Source organism: Bifidobacterium sp. LH_417, assembly GCF_056357035.1.
This window is the reverse complement of record NZ_JBKEVI010000012.1, coordinates 40,025-59,910: the sequence shown is the minus strand read 5'-3', so window position 1 is coordinate 59,910 and position 19,886 is coordinate 40,025. Positions and strand designations below refer to the sequence as shown.

General features: G+C 60.2%; 19 protein-coding genes. 7 read left to right on the top strand and 12 right to left on the bottom strand.

The genetic code is table 11. The features are described 5' to 3' along the window. Window position 1: 1 nt before the first annotated feature. From AC1AYR_RS08120 to AC1AYR_RS08110, 3 genes are all read left to right on the top strand, one after another. Window positions 2-1,120: an acyltransferase family protein gene (locus tag AC1AYR_RS08120; protein ID WP_476512221.1), complete on the top strand. Its 1,119-nt coding sequence runs from the start codon at window positions 2-4 to the stop codon at window positions 1,118-1,120. Then, entirely contained in the window at window positions 1,117-2,148 is a 1,032-nt protein-coding gene (locus AC1AYR_RS08115; protein ID WP_476512222.1) for a glycosyltransferase family 2 protein, read from the top strand. Before AC1AYR_RS08120 ends, AC1AYR_RS08115 begins: the two co-directional genes overlap by 4 nt. Window positions 2,149-2,266: 118 nt before the next feature. Further along, a complete protein-coding gene (locus AC1AYR_RS08110) occupies window positions 2,267-3,292 on the top strand; it encodes a glycosyltransferase family 2 protein (protein WP_476512223.1) in 1,026 nt (341 codons plus the stop codon). A 61-nt stretch (window positions 3,293-3,353) separates the two neighbouring features. Here AC1AYR_RS08110 and AC1AYR_RS08105 read toward each other — a convergent pair whose 3' ends face one another. Beyond that, a complete protein-coding gene (locus AC1AYR_RS08105; RefSeq protein ID WP_476512224.1) occupies window positions 3,354-4,331 on the bottom strand; it encodes a glycosyltransferase in 978 nt (325 codons plus the stop codon). 167 nt (window positions 4,332-4,498) lie between these two features. Between AC1AYR_RS08105 and AC1AYR_RS08100 the strand changes: the two genes are divergently transcribed. From AC1AYR_RS08100 to AC1AYR_RS08090, 3 genes are read left to right on the top strand one after another with little or no spacing between them, the layout of a single operon-like run. Continuing rightward, window positions 4,499-5,614, top strand: coding sequence for a polysaccharide pyruvyl transferase family protein (locus AC1AYR_RS08100; RefSeq protein WP_476512225.1), 1,116 nt, complete (start codon window positions 4,499-4,501; stop codon window positions 5,612-5,614). A gap of 51 nt (window positions 5,615-5,665) precedes the next feature. Then, window positions 5,666-7,486, top strand: a complete 1,821-nt coding sequence (locus AC1AYR_RS08095) for a thiamine pyrophosphate-binding protein (RefSeq protein WP_476555157.1) — start codon at window positions 5,666-5,668, stop codon at window positions 7,484-7,486. Between the two features lie 5 nt (window positions 7,487-7,491). Continuing rightward, on the top strand, window positions 7,492-9,012 hold the full coding sequence (locus tag AC1AYR_RS08090; protein ID WP_476512227.1) for a lipopolysaccharide biosynthesis protein: 1,521 nt from the start codon (window positions 7,492-7,494) through the stop codon (window positions 9,010-9,012). 20 nt (window positions 9,013-9,032) lie between these two features. Here the strand turns inward: AC1AYR_RS08090 and AC1AYR_RS08085 are convergent, their stop codons facing one another. The 4 genes from AC1AYR_RS08085 to AC1AYR_RS08070 form a co-directional block, all read right to left on the bottom strand. Continuing rightward, window positions 9,033-10,193, bottom strand: a complete 1,161-nt coding sequence (locus AC1AYR_RS08085; protein WP_476512228.1) for a glycosyltransferase — start codon at window positions 10,191-10,193, stop codon at window positions 9,033-9,035. Between the two features lie 194 nt (window positions 10,194-10,387). Further along, window positions 10,388-11,206 carry a DUF6625 family protein gene (locus AC1AYR_RS08080; protein WP_476555156.1) on the bottom strand — a complete coding sequence of 273 codons (819 nt, stop codon included), beginning with the start codon at window positions 11,204-11,206 and terminating at the stop codon, window positions 10,388-10,390. Between the two features lie 82 nt (window positions 11,207-11,288). After that, window positions 11,289-11,537, bottom strand: coding sequence for a hypothetical protein (locus AC1AYR_RS08075; RefSeq protein ID WP_476512230.1), 249 nt, complete (start codon window positions 11,535-11,537; stop codon window positions 11,289-11,291). Continuing rightward, a complete protein-coding gene (locus tag AC1AYR_RS08070) occupies window positions 11,534-12,355 on the bottom strand; it encodes an acyltransferase family protein (RefSeq protein ID WP_476512231.1) in 822 nt (273 codons plus the stop codon). Before AC1AYR_RS08070 ends, AC1AYR_RS08075 begins: the two co-directional genes overlap by 4 nt. A 392-nt stretch (window positions 12,356-12,747) precedes the next feature. Between AC1AYR_RS08070 and AC1AYR_RS08065 the strand changes: the two genes are divergently transcribed. Beyond that, window positions 12,748-14,109, top strand: a complete 1,362-nt coding sequence (locus AC1AYR_RS08065; protein WP_476512232.1) for an ATP-binding protein — start codon at window positions 12,748-12,750, stop codon at window positions 14,107-14,109. Here AC1AYR_RS08065 and AC1AYR_RS08060 read toward each other — a convergent pair. From AC1AYR_RS08060 to trxA, 7 genes are all read right to left on the bottom strand, one after another. Beyond that, the gene (locus tag AC1AYR_RS08060; RefSeq protein WP_476512233.1) at window positions 14,069-15,487 is read right to left on the bottom strand and encodes a hypothetical protein; all 1,419 of its coding nucleotides are present in this window, start codon (window positions 15,485-15,487) and stop codon (window positions 14,069-14,071) included. The two genes, AC1AYR_RS08065 and AC1AYR_RS08060, sit on opposite strands and share 41 nt — an antisense overlap. Continuing rightward, on the bottom strand, window positions 15,484-16,065 hold the full coding sequence (locus tag AC1AYR_RS08055; RefSeq protein ID WP_034529376.1) for an arsenate reductase/protein-tyrosine-phosphatase family protein: 582 nt from the start codon (window positions 16,063-16,065) through the stop codon (window positions 15,484-15,486). The genes AC1AYR_RS08060 and AC1AYR_RS08055 overlap by 4 nt, the downstream gene beginning before the upstream one ends. Before the next feature lie 108 nt (window positions 16,066-16,173). Next, complete coding sequence (locus tag AC1AYR_RS08050; RefSeq protein WP_476512234.1) at window positions 16,174-16,782, bottom strand: hypothetical protein; 609 nt, start codon at window positions 16,780-16,782, stop codon at window positions 16,174-16,176. A 338-nt stretch (window positions 16,783-17,120) separates the two neighbouring features. Continuing rightward, window positions 17,121-17,321, bottom strand: a complete 201-nt coding sequence (locus AC1AYR_RS08045; protein ID WP_084686199.1) for a helix-turn-helix transcriptional regulator — start codon at window positions 17,319-17,321, stop codon at window positions 17,121-17,123. Continuing rightward, window positions 17,311-17,733 carry a hypothetical protein gene (locus AC1AYR_RS08040; RefSeq protein WP_476512235.1) on the bottom strand — a complete coding sequence of 141 codons (423 nt, stop codon included), beginning with the start codon at window positions 17,731-17,733 and terminating at the stop codon, window positions 17,311-17,313. Before AC1AYR_RS08040 ends, AC1AYR_RS08045 begins: the two co-directional genes overlap by 11 nt. Further along, window positions 17,730-19,178, bottom strand: coding sequence for a hypothetical protein (locus AC1AYR_RS08035; protein WP_156963235.1), 1,449 nt, complete (start codon window positions 19,176-19,178; stop codon window positions 17,730-17,732). The genes AC1AYR_RS08040 and AC1AYR_RS08035 overlap by 4 nt, the downstream gene beginning before the upstream one ends. Before the next feature lie 210 nt (window positions 19,179-19,388). After that, window positions 19,389-19,751 (bottom strand): thioredoxin, encoded by a 363-nt coding sequence (gene trxA / locus AC1AYR_RS08030; RefSeq protein WP_034529386.1) that lies wholly within the window; start codon window positions 19,749-19,751, stop codon window positions 19,389-19,391. Window positions 19,752-19,886: the final 135 nt, after the last annotated feature.

The following is a 19,886-nucleotide window of genomic DNA, read 5'->3' as shown; positions in this document are numbered from 1 at the left end:
GATGGCGTCACATGCACAACGCAACTCCAGCGTCGAGACGCTGCGCATCCTCGCCATGCTGATGATCGTCACCAGCCATTGCGTGATGTTCACGAACCTCGATGCGCTCGCGCTGCCGTTCGGCGTGAACAAGGTGCTCATCGAGACGTTCCTGTACTCCGGCGGCAAAGTGGGCGTGGTCGCGTTCTTCGCGATCTCCGCATGGTACCTGTCCGAAGCGGGGGGAGTGAAGGCCGGACTGCGCCGCGTATGGATCCTCGAACGGGAGATGCTGTTCTGGTCGCTCGTCCTGCTCGCCGCAACCGTCGCCCTCGACCGCACGCAGGTCGGCATGACATTGGCAGCCGGCTCGCTGTTCCCCACCATCACCGGCCTATGGTGGTATCCCACCGCATACGCCGTGTTCCTGCTGTTCTTCCCGTTCCTCGTCACCGGACTGCGCGCGCTGGACAAGACCGCGCACGGCGCGCTGGCCATCATCATGCTCGTGCTGTTCACCGGCCTCGACATGGTGATGCCCCTGTCCGCCGTGGGACTGCCCGGCGGCAACTACCTGAGCTTCATCTACATTTACGTGCTCATCACCTACTACCGCTGGCACATGACGCCGATGCGCACCGCCACCGCATGGTGGATGCTCGCAGGCGGCTACGCGCTCATCGCCGCCGGAGCCGTGGGCGAAGGCCTCCTCTACCAGGCGACCGGCCGGCTGCAGACGCTGCAGGTGTACGTGGGCAAGGTCGAATTCCGTCTGCCCGTGCTCATGATCGGACTCGCCCTGTTCGTCCTGTTCGAACGCCGCGAATGCCACAGCGCGGCGGTCAACACGATCGCCGCCTCCACGTTCGGCGTATACCTCATCTCCGAATACCCGACCGTACGCCAATGGCTGTGGCGCAATCCGATGCTCGACTTCGCGGCGCTCGCCGACGCGCATCCGGCCGCGCTGATCCCCGCGCTCATCGGCGCCGCGTGCGTCGTGTTCGCCGCCTGCGCGCTGCTCGACCAGCTGCGCGCCCTGCTGTTCCGCGCGACCGTGGACAGGAACCGCGGCGGCTGGTTCGACCGTCTCGCCGCACACGTGAACCGAAAGACCGCCGATGGAAAGGAACGCATATGAGCGACAAGAAGAACCCGCTGGTGTCCGTCATCGTGCCGGTGTACGGCGTGGAACGCTACCTCGACCGGTGCGTGGCGAGCATCGTCGCCCAGACGTACCGCGATCTGGAGATCATCCTCGTGGACGACGGCTCGCCGGACGACTGCCCGAGCCTGTGCGACGCGTGGGCCGCCAAGGACGGGCGCATCACGGCGATTCATCAGGTTAACGCCGGCGTATCCGCCGCACGCAACCACGGCATCGACGAGGCACACGGCGAATACCTGTATTTCGTGGACGCCGATGATTTCGCGGAACCGGATCTCGTCGAGACGCTGGTCGCACGAGCCATCACCGACGACGCGCAGATCGTGTTCTGCGGGTACGAGACGAATACGCTGCAGCCGGACGGTTCTCTGACGAAGACCGACGAGACGCGTCCGTTCGATTTGACATTCGCAGGAAACACGGTTTTCGCGGCGGAATTCGCGGAACTCGCCGCGGAACGTTACGTGTATCCCTCATGGAACAAACTGTTCCGCACGGATTTCGTACGCACGGTCGGCGCGCGGTTCCCCGTGGGCGTGGTGGCCGACGAGGATTCCTATTTCGATTTCCCCCTGTATGCCGCCGTCGAACGGGTGAGCGTGGTGCCGGATCAGCTCTACCATTATGTGGTGCGTTCCGGAAGTGCCGCCGGACATTATCAGCCGGCTTTGTTTGACAGCCATAAAACCGTATGGGAGTACGTCTCGCCGATTGTCGCACGGTGGAATCCCTCATTCTCTGCCGTGTTCGACAACCTGTTTCTAAGCGGGATTGGCCTGTGTCTGAATTTCCTGTATGAGAACCGTTCCCGCGACGGTCGATACCGGCGCGAGCAGATACGTGCCATTGTGGGCAATGCTACGGTTCAGAGCTTCGTACGCAAAGTCCGACCCATCGGATTGCGCAACAAGTTGGCGGCGATGAGTCTGCGTGGCGGAACCGTGCCATGTCGCTTCTACGGCTGGTCAATCGCCACACTGAAACGGTGGCGAAGCACCTAATGCGAGTCCGTTGATGATGACAATGGTTTCAAATATTTCGTGATCGATAAACCGTAATGATATGGCTATGCGTTTATTCAACTAACATCATTAAAAAATAAGAAAAATGAGGTTCTCTATGTACAATAAACAACGGCTTTCGTCATCCTCACTTAAGCAGATGGATGCCTTGGTCTCCATCATCATCCCGATTTATGGTGTGGAGCGATTCCTCCCAGCCTGCCTTGATAGCGTCTGTAATCAGACATATTCCAATCTGGAGATCATACTGGTTGATGACGGATCTCCGGACAGATGCGGTGAAATCTGCGACGAATACGCTGCGGGAGATGAACGAATCATCGTCCGTCATGTCTCCAATGGAGGAGTGGGCTCTGCCCGAAATTTAGGACTTGACCTTGTAACCGGAGAATACATCCTTTGCATTGATCCTGACGATGTGCCGGATGCGACATATGTGGAATCGGCTATGAAAGCCGTCCTCGCTTATGATTGCGACGTCGTCACAGCTAGGTTCCGTTGGATTGACGAGGATGACAATCCCTATCAATACGATTCGCCGCATAATCATTACGATTCAATATCGGTCCTGACAAGGGAAGAGGCTCTTGACCAGATTTTCCATAACCGGATTGAATCATTCCCCTGGATTTATGTCATCAAGCGTGAACTGTGGAATACGCCGGAAGTGCGCTTCCCCGTCGGACGAGTGTTTGAGGATGCATCCACAATGTATAAGGTCATCGCGAACAGTACCAAGGTCGTGAAGCTACCTGATGTACTGTATTCGTACAGATACCGTCGTTCTTCGGCGACCAATTCATCTGGCAAACGTCTGACGCTGGCGGCGGCTGAGAACAGTATGGAACGTCTTGACTTCATCAATGGTATCGAATTGTCAAACGATACTAAAAACGATGTCATCGTTAATGGGTTCAACATGCTGATTGCCTGCTATTACGATTTGTTACGACGTAATGACGCCTCCAGAGAAGAAATAAGCCGTGTTAAGAATTACTTGTACAAATATGCACAAAGTCTTGGCCAAAACCGCTTGCCAAGCGGAACTGGTCTGCGGTGGCTGCTGATTCGGATTCATGCCGATAAGGTGTTTTCGCTGGTTGACCGTATGCGCCATCGATAATGACCGCTGACCGATCTGGGTGGAATCATGTTCCGGTGCATTCTTCTCCCGACTATGTGGTTCAGCTGAATTGCTGGTTCAGTGCATAGTAGGCGCGGGGCCAGTGGCTGAAGCAGAAGATGCGCGCCTTGCGCGCGAATGTCACCTTCGTGTCGCGATAGACAGGGGCGGCCGTCTTTCGTAGCCGTGCGGCGTACTCGCCGATCTGGGCTTTGGGACGGTGTGACCGCACCAGCGAGAACAGCACGTCATAATGCTTCTGCATGAGGTAGTAGGCCATGCCCGCGGTATTGGCGCATTCCAGAGCACGAAGCTGCTTGACGATCATTTCGCCGATGGTGATGCGGTCGAAGGAATGTTGCGAGAACGTGCCGTTGGTGATGGATCCGGGGCGCATGCGGTACTGGTAGAGGGCCTTGCCCTCGACATGCACCCGATTGGCGAGATGGAAGGCGATGGCGTTGAAGTAGAAGTCCTCGCTGTTGAGCCCTATGGGGAACCGGAGAGCATCGGACCGTTCCAGCAACGCGGCCCGGTACAGTTTGCCCCACGCGCAATCCAGGATGTTCCCGGTGCAGTGGAGGAACTCGTCCAAGGCCTGTTCGCCGGTGAAGGTGTGGGTCGGCGGCGCCATCGGGGTGATGACGGTCCCGAGATCCTCGGTCACCTTGTTGGCGCCACAGGACACGATATCCGCGTCATGTGCGAGAGCATCGGACACCAGCGTCTCGATCATCTCCGGCGCGATGACGTCGTCGCTGTCCACGAAGGAGACGTATGAGCCCCTCATCGCATCGACGCCGCTGTTGCGGGCCGCGGAGAGGCCGCCGTTGCGTTCGCGGTGAATCACACGGATGCGTGCGTCCTTCGTGGCCCACCGGTCGCACAGTTCGGGGCAGCGGTCGGGGGAGACATCGTCGATGATGATGATGTCGAGATTCCGATATGTCTGATCGACGATGCTGGAAATGCACGCATCCAGATACCGTTCGACGTTGTATACGGGGACGATGACCGACACCAATGGTGATTGCCGCATGGGGTGTTCTCCTCCGAGAGTCGGAACCGAGTTTTCTTATGCTCCAATCGTCAATGGTGGCATGGACGGATACAATCGGGGATGCAGAGGAGGACGGTAGGGGGCATTCGATATATTGGATACGGCTTTGGCCCATTCCTTGGTTTGTGAGGTAAGGAAAGACTCATATGGCTTCAAGCGCCACGAAACGGTATGGAATCCTGACCATCAACGACACCGCGAGCAATTACGGCAACCGTCTTCAGAACTACGCGTTGGAGACGTTGCTGTCCGGCTACGGCACGGCGACGACGATCCAGCATTATCTGGATGCGGCGGACGGTGGTTCTCTTGCGAAGATCAGCGCGCGCAGGAACCTGTCGGAAGTGAAGAAGGCGGTGCTGGGGCATGTGCCGAATCCCGCCAATCTGGAATACCGGCGACGGTGGGAGGAACTCAAATTCACCGCGAAGTACATTGGCAAATCGCCGGTGACAATCTCGCAGGCCAAGGGGCTTTCCCCCAATGGAAGGGATCTCGACAAGATCGTACTCGGTTCCGATCAGGTGTGGAACGACCGGCACCTGTCCCAAGCGGATCTGAAGATTCGTCTGGGTATGTTCGCTCCGTCCGAACGGGTGATGTCGTATGCGGCCAGCTTCGGCGTCGATCATGTCAGGGAGGAGAACAAGGGCATCTTCCGTCTGGCATTGGAACGCATGTCGATGATTGGTGTGCGTGAATTCCGTGCGAAGGAACTGGTGGAGGAATTGTCCGGTAGGAAAGCCACCGTGGTGCTTGACCCGACGTTGATGGTTCCCGCCGAACAGTGGCGGACGATCACGCGCGGCTTCGTGCCTCAGGGTGAGCGCTATGTGCTCACATACTTCCTGGGAGGCATCTCCAAGGAGCGTGGTGCCGCCATCGAGGCGTTCGCCAAGGCGCACGGTTGCACGGTGCGCAGGATATTGGATCCGTCCGATCCCGGGACGTATATCGCCGGACCGCAGGATTTCGTCGAACTGTTCTCCAAGGCCGCGTATGTGTGTACCGACTCCTATCACGCCTGCTGCTTCTCGTTGCTGTTCGACAAGCCGTTCCGCGTATTCGCGCGCGAAGGCATCAAGCGGAACGACAAGATGAACTCGCGTATGGAGACGCTGTTCCGCCTGTTCGATCTCGATGCGTCCATCGAGGGCGGAGCGGATGTGACGATGCCGGGACTCGACTATGCGCGTATCGGCGTCGAGCTGGCCCGGCAGCGCACCATCTCCCGTGCATGGCTGGAGCAGGCGCTTCGCTGATGACGATGCGCGAGGCAAGCGCCTTCCGACACAAGCAATAAGACATTTCGTTTGGCAGAGACGGAGGAAACGACAATGGTCCGATATACGGATGAAAGAAACGCGCAGATTCTGATTGCGCTCCTGAAGGAATACGGGATCCGGAAGGTGATTCTCTCGCCGGGAACCACCAATATCCCGATGTCCGGCAGCATCCAGAACGACCCGTATTTCGAGACGTATTCCGCCTACGATGAGCGTTCCGCGGCATATATGGCCTGCGGTCTTGCCAATGAATCGGGCGAACCTGTGGTGCTCTCATGCACTGGCGCCACTGCTTCCCGCAACTATATGCCGGGATTGACCGAAGCCTATTACCGAAAGCTTCCGGTTCTGGCGGTTACTTCAATGAATTCTTCCCGGAACGTCGGCAACCTCACTGAGCAGACTCTGGATCGTTCTCAGATTCCGCATGACATCGCCAAGTATTCGGTGAATCTCGACCCCGTGAATAATGATGCCGATGCTTCCTATGCGGAACTGCCGGTCAACCGTGCCCTTTCCGAATTGTCACGTAATGGTGGCGGTCCCGTTCATATCCAGTTGATCAGCAATTATGCAGCGACGTTCACCACTACCACACTTCCGTTGGTGCGCAGGATCATGCGGTACACCATGGAGGACGAGTGGCCGCAATTGGATTCCAATAGCAGAATCGCGATTGTGATGGGAGCTGAGCGTGCCTATAGCAAACAGCAGGAGGCGGTGCTCGACGCTTTCGTGGAGCACCATAACGCCGTTGTCCTGACTAACAATGTGAGTGGTTATCGAGGGAAGCATGCTGTCCGTGGCGCGCTTGCCTGTCAGCAGCTTGTGGAAGGTAATCCGAAAGCGCAGGAACTGCTTCCGGATCTTATCATTCACTTGGGGGAACAAAGCAGTTCGTATGAGATCATGGGCTATCTGGATGGCAAACCGATTAAGGTATGGCGCGTATCCGATGATGGTGAATTCAGGAGACGATTCAAGCGGCTTGATGCGGTGTTCCAGTGCTCCAAGGAAACCTTCTTTGAGCATTATTCTCAGGGCGATAGCTTCTCGGATAATTCGTATGAGCTTTCGTGGAGACAATACGATGAGGGACTGCGTAAGACGATTCCGGACTTTCCTTTCTCGAATTTGTGGATTGGCAAGCAAATGTCCGGTAAGATACCATCGAATAGCGTCGTCCATTTCGGTATTCTGAACTCGGCACGGTCATGGAATAACTTCGAATTTGATTCTTCCGTTGAGACGGCTTGCAATGTCGGCGGTTTTGGTATCGATGGGGCATTATCCACACTCATTGGCGCAAGCCTTGCTCATCCCGATAAACTGCATTTCGTGGTACTGGGAGACCTCGCGTTCTTCTATGATATGAACTCGCTTGGCAATCGTTACGTGGGACGAAATGTCCGAGTTCTGCTCGTCAACAACAATGATGGCGCGGAATTCAGGATCTCCACCCACATCGGCTCCCAGTTCGGTGAACAGACCGATGATTTCATCGCCGCAGGACGGCATAACATCGATCATTTCGAGAATCGTCTCACCCGCGGCAAGCCGGGACATGGTCCGTCGCCGGCGCAGGCGTGGGCCGAGTCGCTCGGATTCCGTTACCTGTCGGCCGGAAGCAAGGAGGAGTTCCTCGCCGTGAGCGACGAGTTCCTTGCCGAGGACGGCGACCGCCCGATTCTGTTCGAGTGCTTCACCACGGCGGCGGACGAGGACGCGGCGCATGAGATGGTGTTGCATATCGACAACACGCGCACCCTGAAGGGGGAGGCGAAGCAGGCGCTGAAGAAGGTGCTCCCCACGAACGCGCTGCGTCAGTTGAAGAAGGCCATCAAGTAGCCGATATGGGTGAGAAGAAACAATTGGCCGTGAACATGGCGGCCACGGCCATCGCCTTCGCGGTGCAGTTCGGCGTCAACTTCTTCCTGACGCCGTACATCGTCAGCACGCTGGGGACGACCGCCTACGGGTTCGTGCCGCTGATCAACAACATCATCGGCTACACGACGATCCTCACCACCGCGCTGAACTCCATGGCGAGCCGGTACATCGCCTTGGCATACAACCGTGGCGACATGGACAAGGCGAACATGTACTTCAAGTCGGTGTTCATCGCCAACTCGCTGCTCGCCGTCGTACTGGCCGTGCCGGGATTCCTGTTCTCCGCGTTCCCGCAGTGGATCATGAACGTGCCGGCGAACCTATTGGACGATGTGCGGTGGGCGTTCCTCTTCTCCATGCTGGGAGCGGAGATTTCGCTCGTGCTATCGGTGTTCGGTTGCGTCTACTATGTACGCAACCGGTTGGAGAAATCCTCCCTGAGGAACATCGAATCCAACCTGTTGCGCGCGGCGGTCCTGATCGGTCTGTTCGCGGCGCTCCGGCCGAAGATCTACTACATCACCGCCACGATGCTGATCGTCACCGTATACAATTGCGTGGCGAACATCCATTACACGAGGACGTTGACGCCGGAACTCGGTGTGCGCAAAGGTCGGTTCAGCGGCAAGGCGGTCAAGGAGCTGCTGTCGTCCGGCGTGTGGAACTCCATCGACTCACTCAGCTATACGCTGCTCGTCACGTTGAGCCTGTACCTGGCGAATCTATTCGTCGGCCCGCAGGTCGGAGGCGAGTATTCGCTGGCGAAGATGGTCCCCAGCGTGCTTATGTCGTTGGGCAGCACCATGGTCGGCGTATTCGCGCCGCAGCTCATGCAGTATTATGCCAAGGACCGACAGGAGGACTTCCACCGGTTCATGGCGTTCTCCCTCAAGACAACGGCGGCCATGTACCCGTTGCCGGTCGGTTTCTTGATCGTCTTCGGTACGTCGTTCTTCGATCTGTGGGTTCCCGGCCAGAACGTGGGGTTCCTGCAATGGATGTCCGTGCTGACGCTGATTCCCACCCTGTTCTCCTGCGGCGGCATGGTGCTGAACAACGTGTTCATCGTCACGAGCAAGCTCAAAGTGCCTGCCTTGGCGTTCCTCGTGTGCGGCATGCTGAACATCGTCATCGTCATTCCGTTGCTCGCATGGACCGATGCGGGCATCTGGGCGATCATCCTCGTGCAGGCGATACTCGACACCCTCAAGAATTTCCTGTTCCTGCCGTGGTACGCGGCGAGATGCCTGGACTACTCGTTCCCGCGCATGTTCTGGACGTTGACCCGCAGCACGCTGTGCCTGATTCCCGTGGTGATCATCTGCATGGCGTATGAGCAGATCTTCGCGGTGACGAGCTGGCTGGACTTCTTCATCGCGGCGGCGGTCTGCATGTCGGTCGCCTTGGCGGTGAATTGCCTCATCATGCTGAACAGGGAGGAACGCAAGCGGCTGCTCGGGTTCCTCCGCCGCAGGCGTGGGTGAAGTCGGCGAATCGGCTGTCCTCACCCACGCCTGACCGCGGTCTTCTCCAGATAGAAGCGTTCCACGGAACGTGCGACATCGACCATGTCGAATCCCGCCTCCCGCAGCTGTGCTGAATGGTCGGTGCGTGGCACGGACGCCAGCATGTCGCGCAGCTGGGCGGCCCACGCCTTTGCTCCGTCATCCAGATTCCTGAACGTGACAAGATCCACGGTATTCGCCGTGGCGGTCATATTGGTCGAGGCGAGGCAGGGGAGGCCGGAACACTGCGCCTCCTGCAGCACGACGGGGAATCCCTCATGCAGGGAGGGCAGCATGAAGGCGTCCATGGCCTGATAGTACGGTGCGACGTCCTTGTGGTTCCCTCCGAGCATCTTCACATGTTCGGTGAGGTGCCGTTCGGCGATGTGCTGCATGACTTGGTCGCGTAGTATGCCATCGCCGCCGACGACGACGAGTGCGGAATCGGGATTCAGGGCATGATATTCGGCGAACACGTCGATGAGGAACAGGGGATTCTTCTCCTCCTTCAACCGGCCGCAATACCCGATGACCGTGGTGTTTCCGCCGATTCCCCATTCGGTGCGGATCGAGTCGCGCGTCGCCGCGTCGAAGGCGAAGTGCTTGGTGTCGATGCCGTTCCTGACCCACGTGTAGGGCTTGCCTGGGAACATGAATTCCGCCGCCGTGTCGGAGCAGGCGAAATAGTCGGTGACGGCGGTGTCGATCTCGTGGTTGGCGATCATCGTATGCAGTCCGGCCTTCAACCGATGCAACGCCGATTGGCCGGCAACGAAATCGAGGCTGCCGCCGTTATGCGAATGCAGGATCCTCAGCGGTACGCCGGCCTTTTTGGCCACGGCGAGCGGTGTGGCATAGGGGAAGTTCGCGTGGACATGCACACCGGCGATCTCCGGATGGGCACGGTAGAATTCCAGCAAGTCCCTGTTCGCTCCGAACGGTTTCTCCGAGGCCGTGTACATCACCCGGTGAATGTGGCCTCCCATGGCGAGGATCTCGTCCTCGAAGGCGAGAGGCGGTGCAGCGTGGTTGGCGAGAAAATCGAATTGCACCTTTGACCGGTCGATGTTCCGGTAGAGGTTCATCATGAATGTTTCGATGCCGCCAAGACCGGACAGCATTCCCCATTGCAGGATTCGAACAGGTGCGGTAGAGGACATGAAAGAGCCTTTCACATAATCAATTGCTTATTTGTGGAAGAGCTTGCGCCTGATGCGACGATACTGGAATTTGAAATCGCCGATGAGAATCGTTCTCCGATGATTGGTGCGGTGCTTCCACTTGATGGTTCTGAAATTGTCTTTGGTTACGTTATCGACCGGAAGGACGGTGAACAGGCCAGGCAGAATCTGGATTACCGTATCCCCCCCCTCTTGCGAGCCAATACGGGATCGACGTCCATATGGCGACGTTGCAGATGCATGTACATGAGCTCGCGCGTCCGGAACTCGCCAAGACGATAATATGAACGGCTGAGCACACCATCCTTCCACGTATAGACCGCACGCATCGGACGCTCCGTCATATAGGTGTCCAACGCCGCATCGTAATGGGTCAGCTGGAATATGCCGCTGCGGGAGTCGGTGTTCGCGGACAGGTCGTATTTGAAGATGGGAAGGCCGTTCTGGTCGAAGATGCGGTTCACGTTCGTCGGCAGATAGCTTTCGTCGAATGTGAACGCCCGATTCTCCGTGAGGACCGTGCGGTATATCGGTTCGCCGTTCAACGGCAGCATGAACGCCTTGTTGGCGGCATCGTCGTTCTTGTAGATGGAGCAGTGCCCCTGCGCGAAGATCTTCTCGTACCGGTCCAGCATATCGTCGGTGATGAAATCGCTGAGTCTGCCGAAGATCAGGTCGCAGTCGCAATGTCCCCAGTGCGAGTACTCGGCCAGATAATCGGAGAAGAGAAGCCCGTATGCCGGCCTGTAGTCGCAGAGCTTATAGGGCTTTTCCAGACTGATGGGGAAGTCGAAGCATCGTTGTGCGCGTTCCTGCATATCCCCGAACGTCTCATAGTGGACATGCACGTTATCCGGGTAGTCGTAATCCGTGCGGTCATCGGTGAAGATGAGCCAGTCATAGTCCGGGTTATTGCCGCAACTGTCCAGAAAAAGCTGGAAATAGTTGGGGAACCTGCCGTAGTAGGGAATGACGAACGCGCACTTCTTCATTGTGAAGGTCCTTTCTCTCGCTATCGGTGTCTCATTCTATGCGGGAACGGAGGACGGAACGAGATGGAGTGTGTCTGCGCGGTCAGGGACGGAAGAACAATCTGTCGAACCATGCTCCCGGATTCCGGTCGACGGTCACGCGGAACAGCGTCTGACGAATCAGATCGATGCCGATGCAAACCGCGCATAGGCCGATGCTCACGAGCAGGATAACGGCGATTGGCACTGGCATGCCGGTGATGCGGTGGAGCGGGAACAGCTTCGTCCAGAGGAGAAGCTCGGCTTCCGGTGTATCCGTGATCAGATAGATGGCGAATGTTCCTGAGGTCATGCGGTCGATAATCGGCCAATGATGTGGAGTAAGCCGGTTGATGCCAAGGAAGATGACGAAGGACAGGACGATGACAGGAAGACTTGCCAATCCTGCATGGGCGTCCAAAGACGACCGGCTATGCGGACGTCCATGCGCAAGACGTATAGGAGGATGAGCAATGCCAGTGACAGCGCTCCTGAGACCAGTAGGGCGTAGGGTCTGGGCCGTTGCATCCCTATGCCGTACCAGCGGATGTGGCAGGTGAGGGTGGTCAATACGAGCAATCCCATGATGTCGGAGGAATCCTTCAAGGCCCAGCCGACATACGGCAGATACTGCACGAACCCGAAGAACACAGCCAGAAAGACAGCGAGCACGCCATGCTCGCGTGCCGGCAGCGTCTTCAGCCCGGTAACGAGGAACGGCAGCGCGAGCATGAGCAGCACGTAGTCGCTGACGAACCACCATTCACCCGTGATCACGGGAAAGAAACGGGCGGCGAATGTCGTGGGCGAGAAGGTCCCCAGCATCGGGGCGTAGACGAGATAACACAGCACGCTGTAGAACAGAATCTCACGTTCCAGAATCCATACCCGGCGGCATGAACCCCTGAACGTGAGTTGACGGTCCGCGAGGAACCAGATGCTGATGATGAAGAACAGGCAGACCGCCGTCTTGCCGACCAGTATGCTTGCAAAGTCAAGAAGGATACGACTCGGAGCACTACCGATTACGTTGAGGTCATCGGCATTATGCACGATGGCATGATGTGACACGATGGCCACCATGGCCAGCAAACGCAATACTTCGATATTCGAGTTGCGGTGTCGTGTCACTTGACCCTTCTCCGTGTAACTATGTGGTAGGGGGATTGTGATGCATGCATATGGCGGTTCAGTGAACTGACGCTCCTTGGGTGAGGAGCGCGATGAGCGTATGCATTGGTATGTATGTGAATCGTCTTTTGCCGAACGTCATATTACCACGATAAGACCACCGTATCTCCGCTCCCCAGGGCTTGCGTCCGATTCCGCACCAATCGTGAGCCGGATGAGCGGGTGCGGATCCGTCGCCCATAGGAACAGGACGGGCGCGGGAAACGCGGGCGCCGCGCGTGCCGAATCGGCCATGTCGGCTAACGCGATACATGCTCGGGTATCTGGAAAGTCTACTTGACCAATATATTTAATATTGGTAAAATTATCTTGCCAATCATGGAGGTGGTGACGTGAATCAGACTATCGTGGAGAAGCTCAGGGATTTCCGCATCGAGGATTTCCAGCCTATTTCGCCGCGCGAGCTGGATCTTGGTGTTCCGTTGCCTCCTAAGGCAGGCAATCTGGTGAAGGTAATCGTCGGCATGCGCAGAAGCGGTAAAAGCTATCGGCTGTTTCAGGAGATGGAGTCCCTGCATGCGTCCGGCATCGGCTGGAACCGCATCTGCTACTTCAATTTCGAAGACGATAGGCTAGGTGATATTACTCCCGCGACTGGTGACGAGGTGGTCGAAACGTTCCTCTCCATGCACCCGGAAGCCATGGTTGAAGGGGTGTATCTGTTCTTCGATGAACTCCAGGAGATGCAGGACTGGGGAGGCTGGCTTCGACGCGTCGTCGATACCACAAAAGCCACGATCTACGTGACCGGATCGTCGTCGAAGATGTTGTCGAAGGAGATTTCCAGCGAGTTCCGAGGGCGTGCCTTGGACTTCGAATTGCTGCCGTTCTCCTTCCGCGAGTTTCTCCTCTCGAACGAAATAGTCGGAGCCGAGGTGCTGAATCGGAGCGAGGACGACGGCTATTCCACAAAAGAACGATTGATTCTGGCAAATGCGATGACCATGTACCTGAAGATCGGCGGTTTCCCCGCGGCTCAGGGTCTCCCCGTACCCCAACGCGTGGCGTTGCTCCAATCCTATGTGCAACGCGTAGTGTTGCGAGACGTAATAGAACGTCACGACATCAGTCGTCCAAGAGTCGCCTCGACATTCGCGAGACGCGTACTCGGTTGCAACGGCAAAACGCTGTCGGTTCGTCGAATCGAAAACGATATGAGGTCGATCGGTCTGAAGACCAGTCGGGAGCTACTGGGTGATTTGGCTGAGTATTTTGAAGACGCGTATCTGCTGTTTCTCGTGCGCGAGTTCTCCATGTCCCTGAAGGAGGGGACCACATCCATGCCGAAGGCCTATGCGATCGATCCGGGGTTGGCGGCGGCGTCGAGCATGGCAGGCGTCAAGGACGATGGCCAGAGGCTGGAGAACGCCGTGTACCTCGAACTGCGTCGCAGGACATTAGGCTTCCGCCGCGATGGCATATCATCATACCGGACAAAAACGCATGGGTATGAAATCGATTTCGTGATTGGCGATGTCCTCGAACAGGAACAATTCGAACCGATTCAGGTCACAGTCCGAATGGATGATGCCAAGACGGCGGAACGTGAAACGCGGGCGCTCTGGGAACTTATGGAAGAGCGGAGTCTGAACGAGGGCACCCTCATCACCGGCGAGGGAGAGGAACGTGAATACCGTAAGGGCGATGCCGTCATCAGGCAGATACCCGCTTGGAAATGGTTCCTGCTTCGTTAGTCCGGCTCCCGAACGGGACGCTCGCGCTCGCCCATAGGAACAACGCGAACGCCGGGAACGCGTACGCCTCGAACTGGAGATACAAGTAGGCGAGCAGCAGCAGCCAGCACACGGTCCGCCGGCTCCACGCGCGGTGCCGCGTCACGTGCCGGAGCAGCAGCGCGATCGCCGCCGCGAACATCACCAGGCCGAACTCGGTGACGAACGAGACGTACGCGTTCATCGTGAACGCGTTGCCCGCCAGATTGCCGGTCGGCCCCAACGGGTCGCGCAGTTCCCGGATCTCCTCGGTCATCATGCCGCCGTGCGCACGGTACCGGACGAGCGTGTCCGTGAACCCGCGCCGCATCGTCTCGCCCACATTGCCCGCGCCGAATCCGAACGCCATATGCAGTGGATCGTGCAGCCATGCCTCGACCGGTGCGAGCGAGCGGAAGAGCCGCGCCGACATCGACGCGTCGCCCGAGAACAGCCCCCGCGAAGCCAACGCGCGCAACCGCGGCTGCGTGAGGAACGCGACGGCCGACGCCCCGACGCCCAGCAGCATCACGGCGATCGCCGCGCACCGCAGACGCACGTCGCGCCAGACCGTACGCCACGGCACGTCGGCCACGATCCACAGGACCGCCGCCACCGCCGTATCCAACAGGATGCGCACGCCGGCGCCCATCGCGAGCGAGCCGGCCGCGAACACGCCGATCAGCACCGGCAGCCGCCGGTCACGCGACATCCAATACAAGGGCAGCAGCACGCCGAACAGATGCATGCCGATATAACTCGGTTCGGCGAACAGGAACTGCGGGCGCGAAACAAGATACTGCCGCAGGAACAATCCCAGCAGGCGATTGCGCACATCGTTCATGGACCCCGTGCCGAGAACGTGACCCGGTTCGATCGCCCACGTGAACACGCCGAACAGGAACGCCGCCGCATACGCGCACACCACCACCGTCACCGCCGTGCGCAGCCGCAGACGCTTGCACCCCCAGACGACGGCGCACGAGGCGAGCGTGGCGCAGGCGAATCCCACGGCCATCAGCGTGCGCGGCGCATACGTCACGTCGAAACCGACCGTCAGCCAGCCGAACACGCTCACCGCAAGCAGGCCGACGACGAACGGCAGCACATGGGGGAACACCGGTCGCGCACGGCGCGACGGCGCGAACAGCACCGGCAGCCATCGCGCGTTGCACAGCGCGTACAACGCGAAGAACACGGGGGAGATCGGCGAATAATAGGGCATCTGCACACCGAACACGGTGCCGTCGACGGGCAGCGTGACCAACGCCGCATAGAACAGCAGATCCGTGGGGTCGCGCAACGGTCTCGCATCGGCGGTCGCAACCGCCGTGACGTGACGGTCGTCGGCGCCGCTCATGCGACCGATCCGGCCAGAGCGTCGGCGATCACGTCGACGTGCGCGGCGATCTCGTCCGCCACCTGCGCGTAGACGGCGTCATCGCGGCGATGCGGATCGCGGATGTCGTGCGGGCGGGGCAGGAGCGGGCGTTTGAACGGCGCGGCGAGCAGCACCGCCTGCAGACGCTCGTCGGGAGAGACCGACGGGCCGGACGGCACGTCGCCGTCCGCCATGCACGCCGCGCACAGGTTCGCGAAATCGTCCATCAGATAGGTTCTGCGGGCGGCGGCGGGTGCATACCCCAACAGTTCGTCGCTCTGCGCCTCGGTGAACACGATCGTCAGATCGGCACCCGTGGCGAGCTCCGGGGAGAACGGCGTGGAGGCGTGCGCCTTGCCGTCGATGCCGCGGGAGGCGAGGAAGCTGATGTAATGGTCGTCCATCGCGTAGCCGTCGAGACGGAGCAGACCACAGCTGGACACGGTCACGCCGCCGTTCGCGGCCGTGACGCCGCGCGCGTGCAGCGCCGCGCGCAGCAGATACTCGGACAGGGCGGAACGGCAGACGTTGCCGTCGCATACGAACAGGATGTGCATGGGGTTCCTTTCGGCGGAACGGAGGGATGGGACGAATACGGAAAAGGGATTCCGCTGGGCGGAATCCCTTGAAGGTCTCAGCCGGAAGACGGCCGAAACGTGACGGCGTCAGCGGCGGCTGGAGCCGGTCGAACGCACCGCGAACAGGGCGATGGCGGCGGCGGCGAGCAGCATCACGGCGATGGCGTACGGCATCATCGCGGCACCGGTCTTCGCGACCGCGTTGCCGGCGGTGGAGGAGCCTTCGCCGACGACCGGGACCTTGTAGGTCAGGTAGTCGGAGCCGTCGGCGGTCACGACGTACTTGTCGGCGAGACCCTGCACCTGGGAGGCGTCGACCTTGTCCTTGGTGAGGAACACCTGCGGCTTGACGGTGCCGCCGGACTCGCGCATGGCCTTGGTGAGAGTCAGGCCCAGCTTGAACTGGCCCTTGTCGGTCTGGCCCACGTACTTGACGGTGTTGATGTTGGCTGCGAACTGCACGTTCGAGACCTGGGCGTTGTCGTAGCCGGCGTACACGTAGGTGTAGCCGTGGGCGACGGCCTCGTCGGCCGAGATCGGGACGGACAGCACGCCGGTGGTCGGGTTGTACGAGACGCCGCTGGTGATGATGGTCGGCGCGTAGCTGGCGTCGGCGGCCATGGCGGTGTTCGCGGCGAAACCGAAGCCGAACACGGCGGCGATGGTGGCCAGGATGGCCATGATCTTCTTCTTCATCTGTTCTACCTCCTGAATGAAAACCTTGCGCAAGGCCGTGACCTGGGAATCCGGAGCGGATTCGGACGCCTGCCGGCATCCCGGTCATCGTCCCCTCCTTGCGTTCGGCACCCACTGTACACCGGTCCGGAAACGCCCGAACCGGTGGAAGCGCGCCCGTTCGCGCGGCATGTGACATCGCGGTCACATCGTGTGACAACGTTTGCTCATGGCGTTTGGGGGAACAATGTGAAGAATCGACGGAATCGCAACGATTACGCGGCATCAGCGCCGTTAACGCGGAATTCACGCGGCGCGACACGCCGAAACGGCCGCGGCAGGCCCATTTGCGGTGCGCGTCAGTCCTCGTCGTCGAAACTGAACAGCTCCTCCACGGTGACGCCGAACACCTTCGCGAGGTCCATCGCCAGACGCAGCGACGGACAATACTGGCCCTGCTCGAGCCGTCCGATCGTCTCACGGCGCACGTTCACCAGATCGGCGAGTTCCGACTGCTTCATGCCGCGTTCCAGACGGCGCAGGCGCAGACTAGTCCTCATCGCCGTCTCCCGGAGCCTCGCCACGTTCCAACCACAGGTAGCGCGCATCGGCGCACGCCAACGCGAACATGGCGAGCGCGGGCAGCACCATCGGCGGCATGGCGAATGAACGACCCGTGGCCAGCGAGGCCAGCATGCCCACGAATCCGGCCACGCAGGCGACCGCCACGAACGAGAGCAGCGCGAACCGGGCGGCCTGCAGCTGGTGCTGGTCGGACAGTTCGTCCGTGCGTGGCCGCTCCCGACGGAGCATGCGGATCACGCGGATCTCGCCCGCCACCCAGATCAGCGCCACGATGGTCGTGACGATCAGGGCGGACAGGTCGTCGTCGCGGACGGCCTGCATCGCGCATGCGACGCCGCCGATCACCTCGACCGCCATGCGGAAGGCGACATACCGGTTGAACGTCATTGGTTCCCTCCCGTGGTGCCGCCGGTGCTGCCGGTGCCGTCCGTGCCGCCGGAGGTGTTTCCGCTCCCGGCGCCCGTGCCGCCGGTCGCGCCCGAACCGGGCGTGGTCGTGTCGCCGGAGCCGCCCGTCTGCTGGCCGCCCGTCGTTCCGGTCTGGCCGCCGGTGTCCGACGTGCCGTCGCCGGTGCCGTAGCCGCCGTACCCGTAGCCGCCGTACCCATAGGTTCCGTTGTCGTAGCCGTTGCCGTAACCGTAGTAGCCGTAGCCGCCGTACCCGTAGCTACCGGTGGTGCCATCGCCGTTGCCGTTGCCGTCATAGCCGTATCCGGATTCGTCGGATCCGCTCTGGGTGTCGGTCTCCGACTGGTCCTCCTGCGCGGACTGCGCGGCCGCATCCGTCTGCGTCTTCTTCGCCTGGCTGTCGGTCACGGCCTTCGTGGCCGATTCGAGCGTCTTCGTGGAGGAGGTGAGCGTGCTCGCGACCTTCGCGTTCTGCTTGGCGCGCGCGTCGAGTTCGGCGGCGGTGAGCGTCGTCGAACACGCCTGCGTCGCATCGGATGTCTGCGTCGTGTCCGACGTCTGCGTCGCGTCGATCGCGTCGGACAGCTTCGCGAGCGTCGACGAGTCGGCGAGCTGGTCGGCGGTGATGTTTCGCGCGGACTTCGCCTTCTTCAGCGCGGCGGCCAGTGCGTCGTCCGCCTTGTCCGCGTCGTGCGCGGCGGTCTCGCACGAGTCGAGCGCGGCGTTGAACCGCGCCTCGTTGCCGGTGCGCTGGATGTAGCTGAACGCGGTGACGCCCGCCACGGCGGCGATCACCGCGATCGCGCCGAGCCCGATCAGGAACTTCTTGCGCGGCGAGACCTCCGGCTGCGCGGCGGCGGTCGCGGCATCCGCGCTGCCGCGACCGCCGCCGTCGGTTTCGTCGGTTCCGTCGGTGCCGTCGGTTCCGACGTCCGGTTCGCCGTCGTCGGTGCCTTCGATGATGCCGCGCAGGCCGGCGCTTTCGCGCGGAGCGGCGTCCGCGACCGCGCCGAGCGTGCCGGGGATGGCGCCGGGGGCGATGACCGTGGTCTCCTCGGATTCGAGCGCCTGCTTGGCCACTTCGGCGCTCGAACCGGTGCCAATCGGCGGCAGGATCGTCGTCTCGGACGTGGCCGTCGCCTGCGGCGCGGGCACGGCTGGCACGTCCGTCAGGTCGTCGAGCTGCGCGTCGGGTTGCGCCGCGGCGGGGACGTGCGGGAACGACAATGATGCGTCGTCGTGATCGTTTCGGGCGGACTCGTCGATCGACGGGAACGTGAGTTCGGGGATGTCCCAATCGCCGTCATTCTTCGGATCGAGCAGCGATCCTACGGACGAATCGCCGAAATTCGGCACGTCCGCGTCGCGGCCGTCGTGTCCGTTCGTGTCGTTCGCCGTGTCTCCTACCTTGTTCTTGTCGCCCATGCGCGCCATGTTCCTCTCAACCCCTTGCTTGACTGTGTAGGCGCCGTGTTCGCAAGCGCCGCGTACACCCCGTATCGCTGCCCCATATCATAGCGTGACGGGTGACTCCCCGTATATGGGGAACCACCCGTCACCACGTCGGTCGTCTACGCGCGATTTTCGTGCGCGACACGCGCGTGGAGCGCACGAAAATCGCGCGTAGACGCGGCGTCACGCCTGGGCGGATTCGGCCTTCGCGGCCGCCACGTCCAGCTTCTTCGCCTGGTCGATCAGATCGTCCAGATCCTCGGCGCGCAGGGCGCCCGCCTGCTGGAACACGACCGTGCCGTCCTTGACGATCATCAGCGTCGGCACCGCCTGGATGCCCGCGGCGGCCGCCAGATCCTGGTTCTGGTCGATGTCGACCTTCGCGAACACGATGCCCTTGTTCTCCGGCTTGTCGCTCGCCTCCTCGTAGATCGGACCGAACGCGCGGCACGGGCCGCACCACGTCGCCCAGAAATCGACGAACACGATCTCGTTGCCGGTGATGGTCTTCTCGAACTCGGCCGAAGTGATCTGCGTGGTGGCCATGGGGACTCCTTCTTATAAGCGTCTGGTTACGCGTCTGCGTCGGTATCCAGTAAACCGTCACGGGGGAACAAGGGGAAGGGAATTGGGCTGAGGGCTGAGGGGATGGACCACCCTCAGCCCGGCGGTGCCGGACAG

Coding starts and splice junctions, on each gene's coding strand:
- AC1AYR_RS08060 (WP_476512233.1), bottom strand. CDS start 15,487: ATGAGCGGCGCCGACGACCGTCACGTCACGGCGGTTGCGACCGCCGAT.
- AC1AYR_RS08100 (WP_476512225.1), top strand. CDS start 4,499: ATGGCTTCAAGCGCCACGAAACGGTATGGAATCCTGACCATCAACGAC.
- AC1AYR_RS08085 (WP_476512228.1), bottom strand. CDS start 10,193: ATGTCCTCTACCGCACCTGTTCGAATCCTGCAATGGGGAATGCTGTCC.
- AC1AYR_RS08120 (WP_476512221.1), top strand. CDS start 2: ATGGCGTCACATGCACAACGCAACTCCAGCGTCGAGACGCTGCGCATC.
- trxA (WP_034529386.1), bottom strand. CDS start 19,751: ATGGCCACCACGCAGATCACTTCGGCCGAGTTCGAGAAGACCATCACC.
- AC1AYR_RS08090 (WP_476512227.1), top strand. CDS start 7,492: ATGGGTGAGAAGAAACAATTGGCCGTGAACATGGCGGCCACGGCCATC.
- AC1AYR_RS08075 (WP_476512230.1), bottom strand. CDS start 11,537: ATGACCTCAGGAACATTCGCCATCTATCTGATCACGGATACACCGGAA.
- AC1AYR_RS08055 (WP_034529376.1), bottom strand. CDS start 16,065: ATGCACATCCTGTTCGTATGCGACGGCAACGTCTGCCGTTCCGCCCTG.
- AC1AYR_RS08105 (WP_476512224.1), bottom strand. CDS start 4,331: ATGCGGCAATCACCATTGGTGTCGGTCATCGTCCCCGTATACAACGTC.
- AC1AYR_RS08045 (WP_084686199.1), bottom strand. CDS start 17,321: ATGAGGACTAGTCTGCGCCTGCGCCGTCTGGAACGCGGCATGAAGCAG.
- AC1AYR_RS08050 (WP_476512234.1), bottom strand. CDS start 16,782: ATGAAGAAGAAGATCATGGCCATCCTGGCCACCATCGCCGCCGTGTTC.
- AC1AYR_RS08035 (WP_156963235.1), bottom strand. CDS start 19,178: ATGGGCGACAAGAACAAGGTAGGAGACACGGCGAACGACACGAACGGA.
- AC1AYR_RS08110 (WP_476512223.1), top strand. CDS start 2,267: ATGTACAATAAACAACGGCTTTCGTCATCCTCACTTAAGCAGATGGAT.
- AC1AYR_RS08080 (WP_476555156.1), bottom strand. CDS start 11,206: ATGAAGAAGTGCGCGTTCGTCATTCCCTACTACGGCAGGTTCCCCAAC.
- AC1AYR_RS08115 (WP_476512222.1), top strand. CDS start 1,117: ATGAGCGACAAGAAGAACCCGCTGGTGTCCGTCATCGTGCCGGTGTAC.
- AC1AYR_RS08040 (WP_476512235.1), bottom strand. CDS start 17,733: ATGACGTTCAACCGGTATGTCGCCTTCCGCATGGCGGTCGAGGTGATC.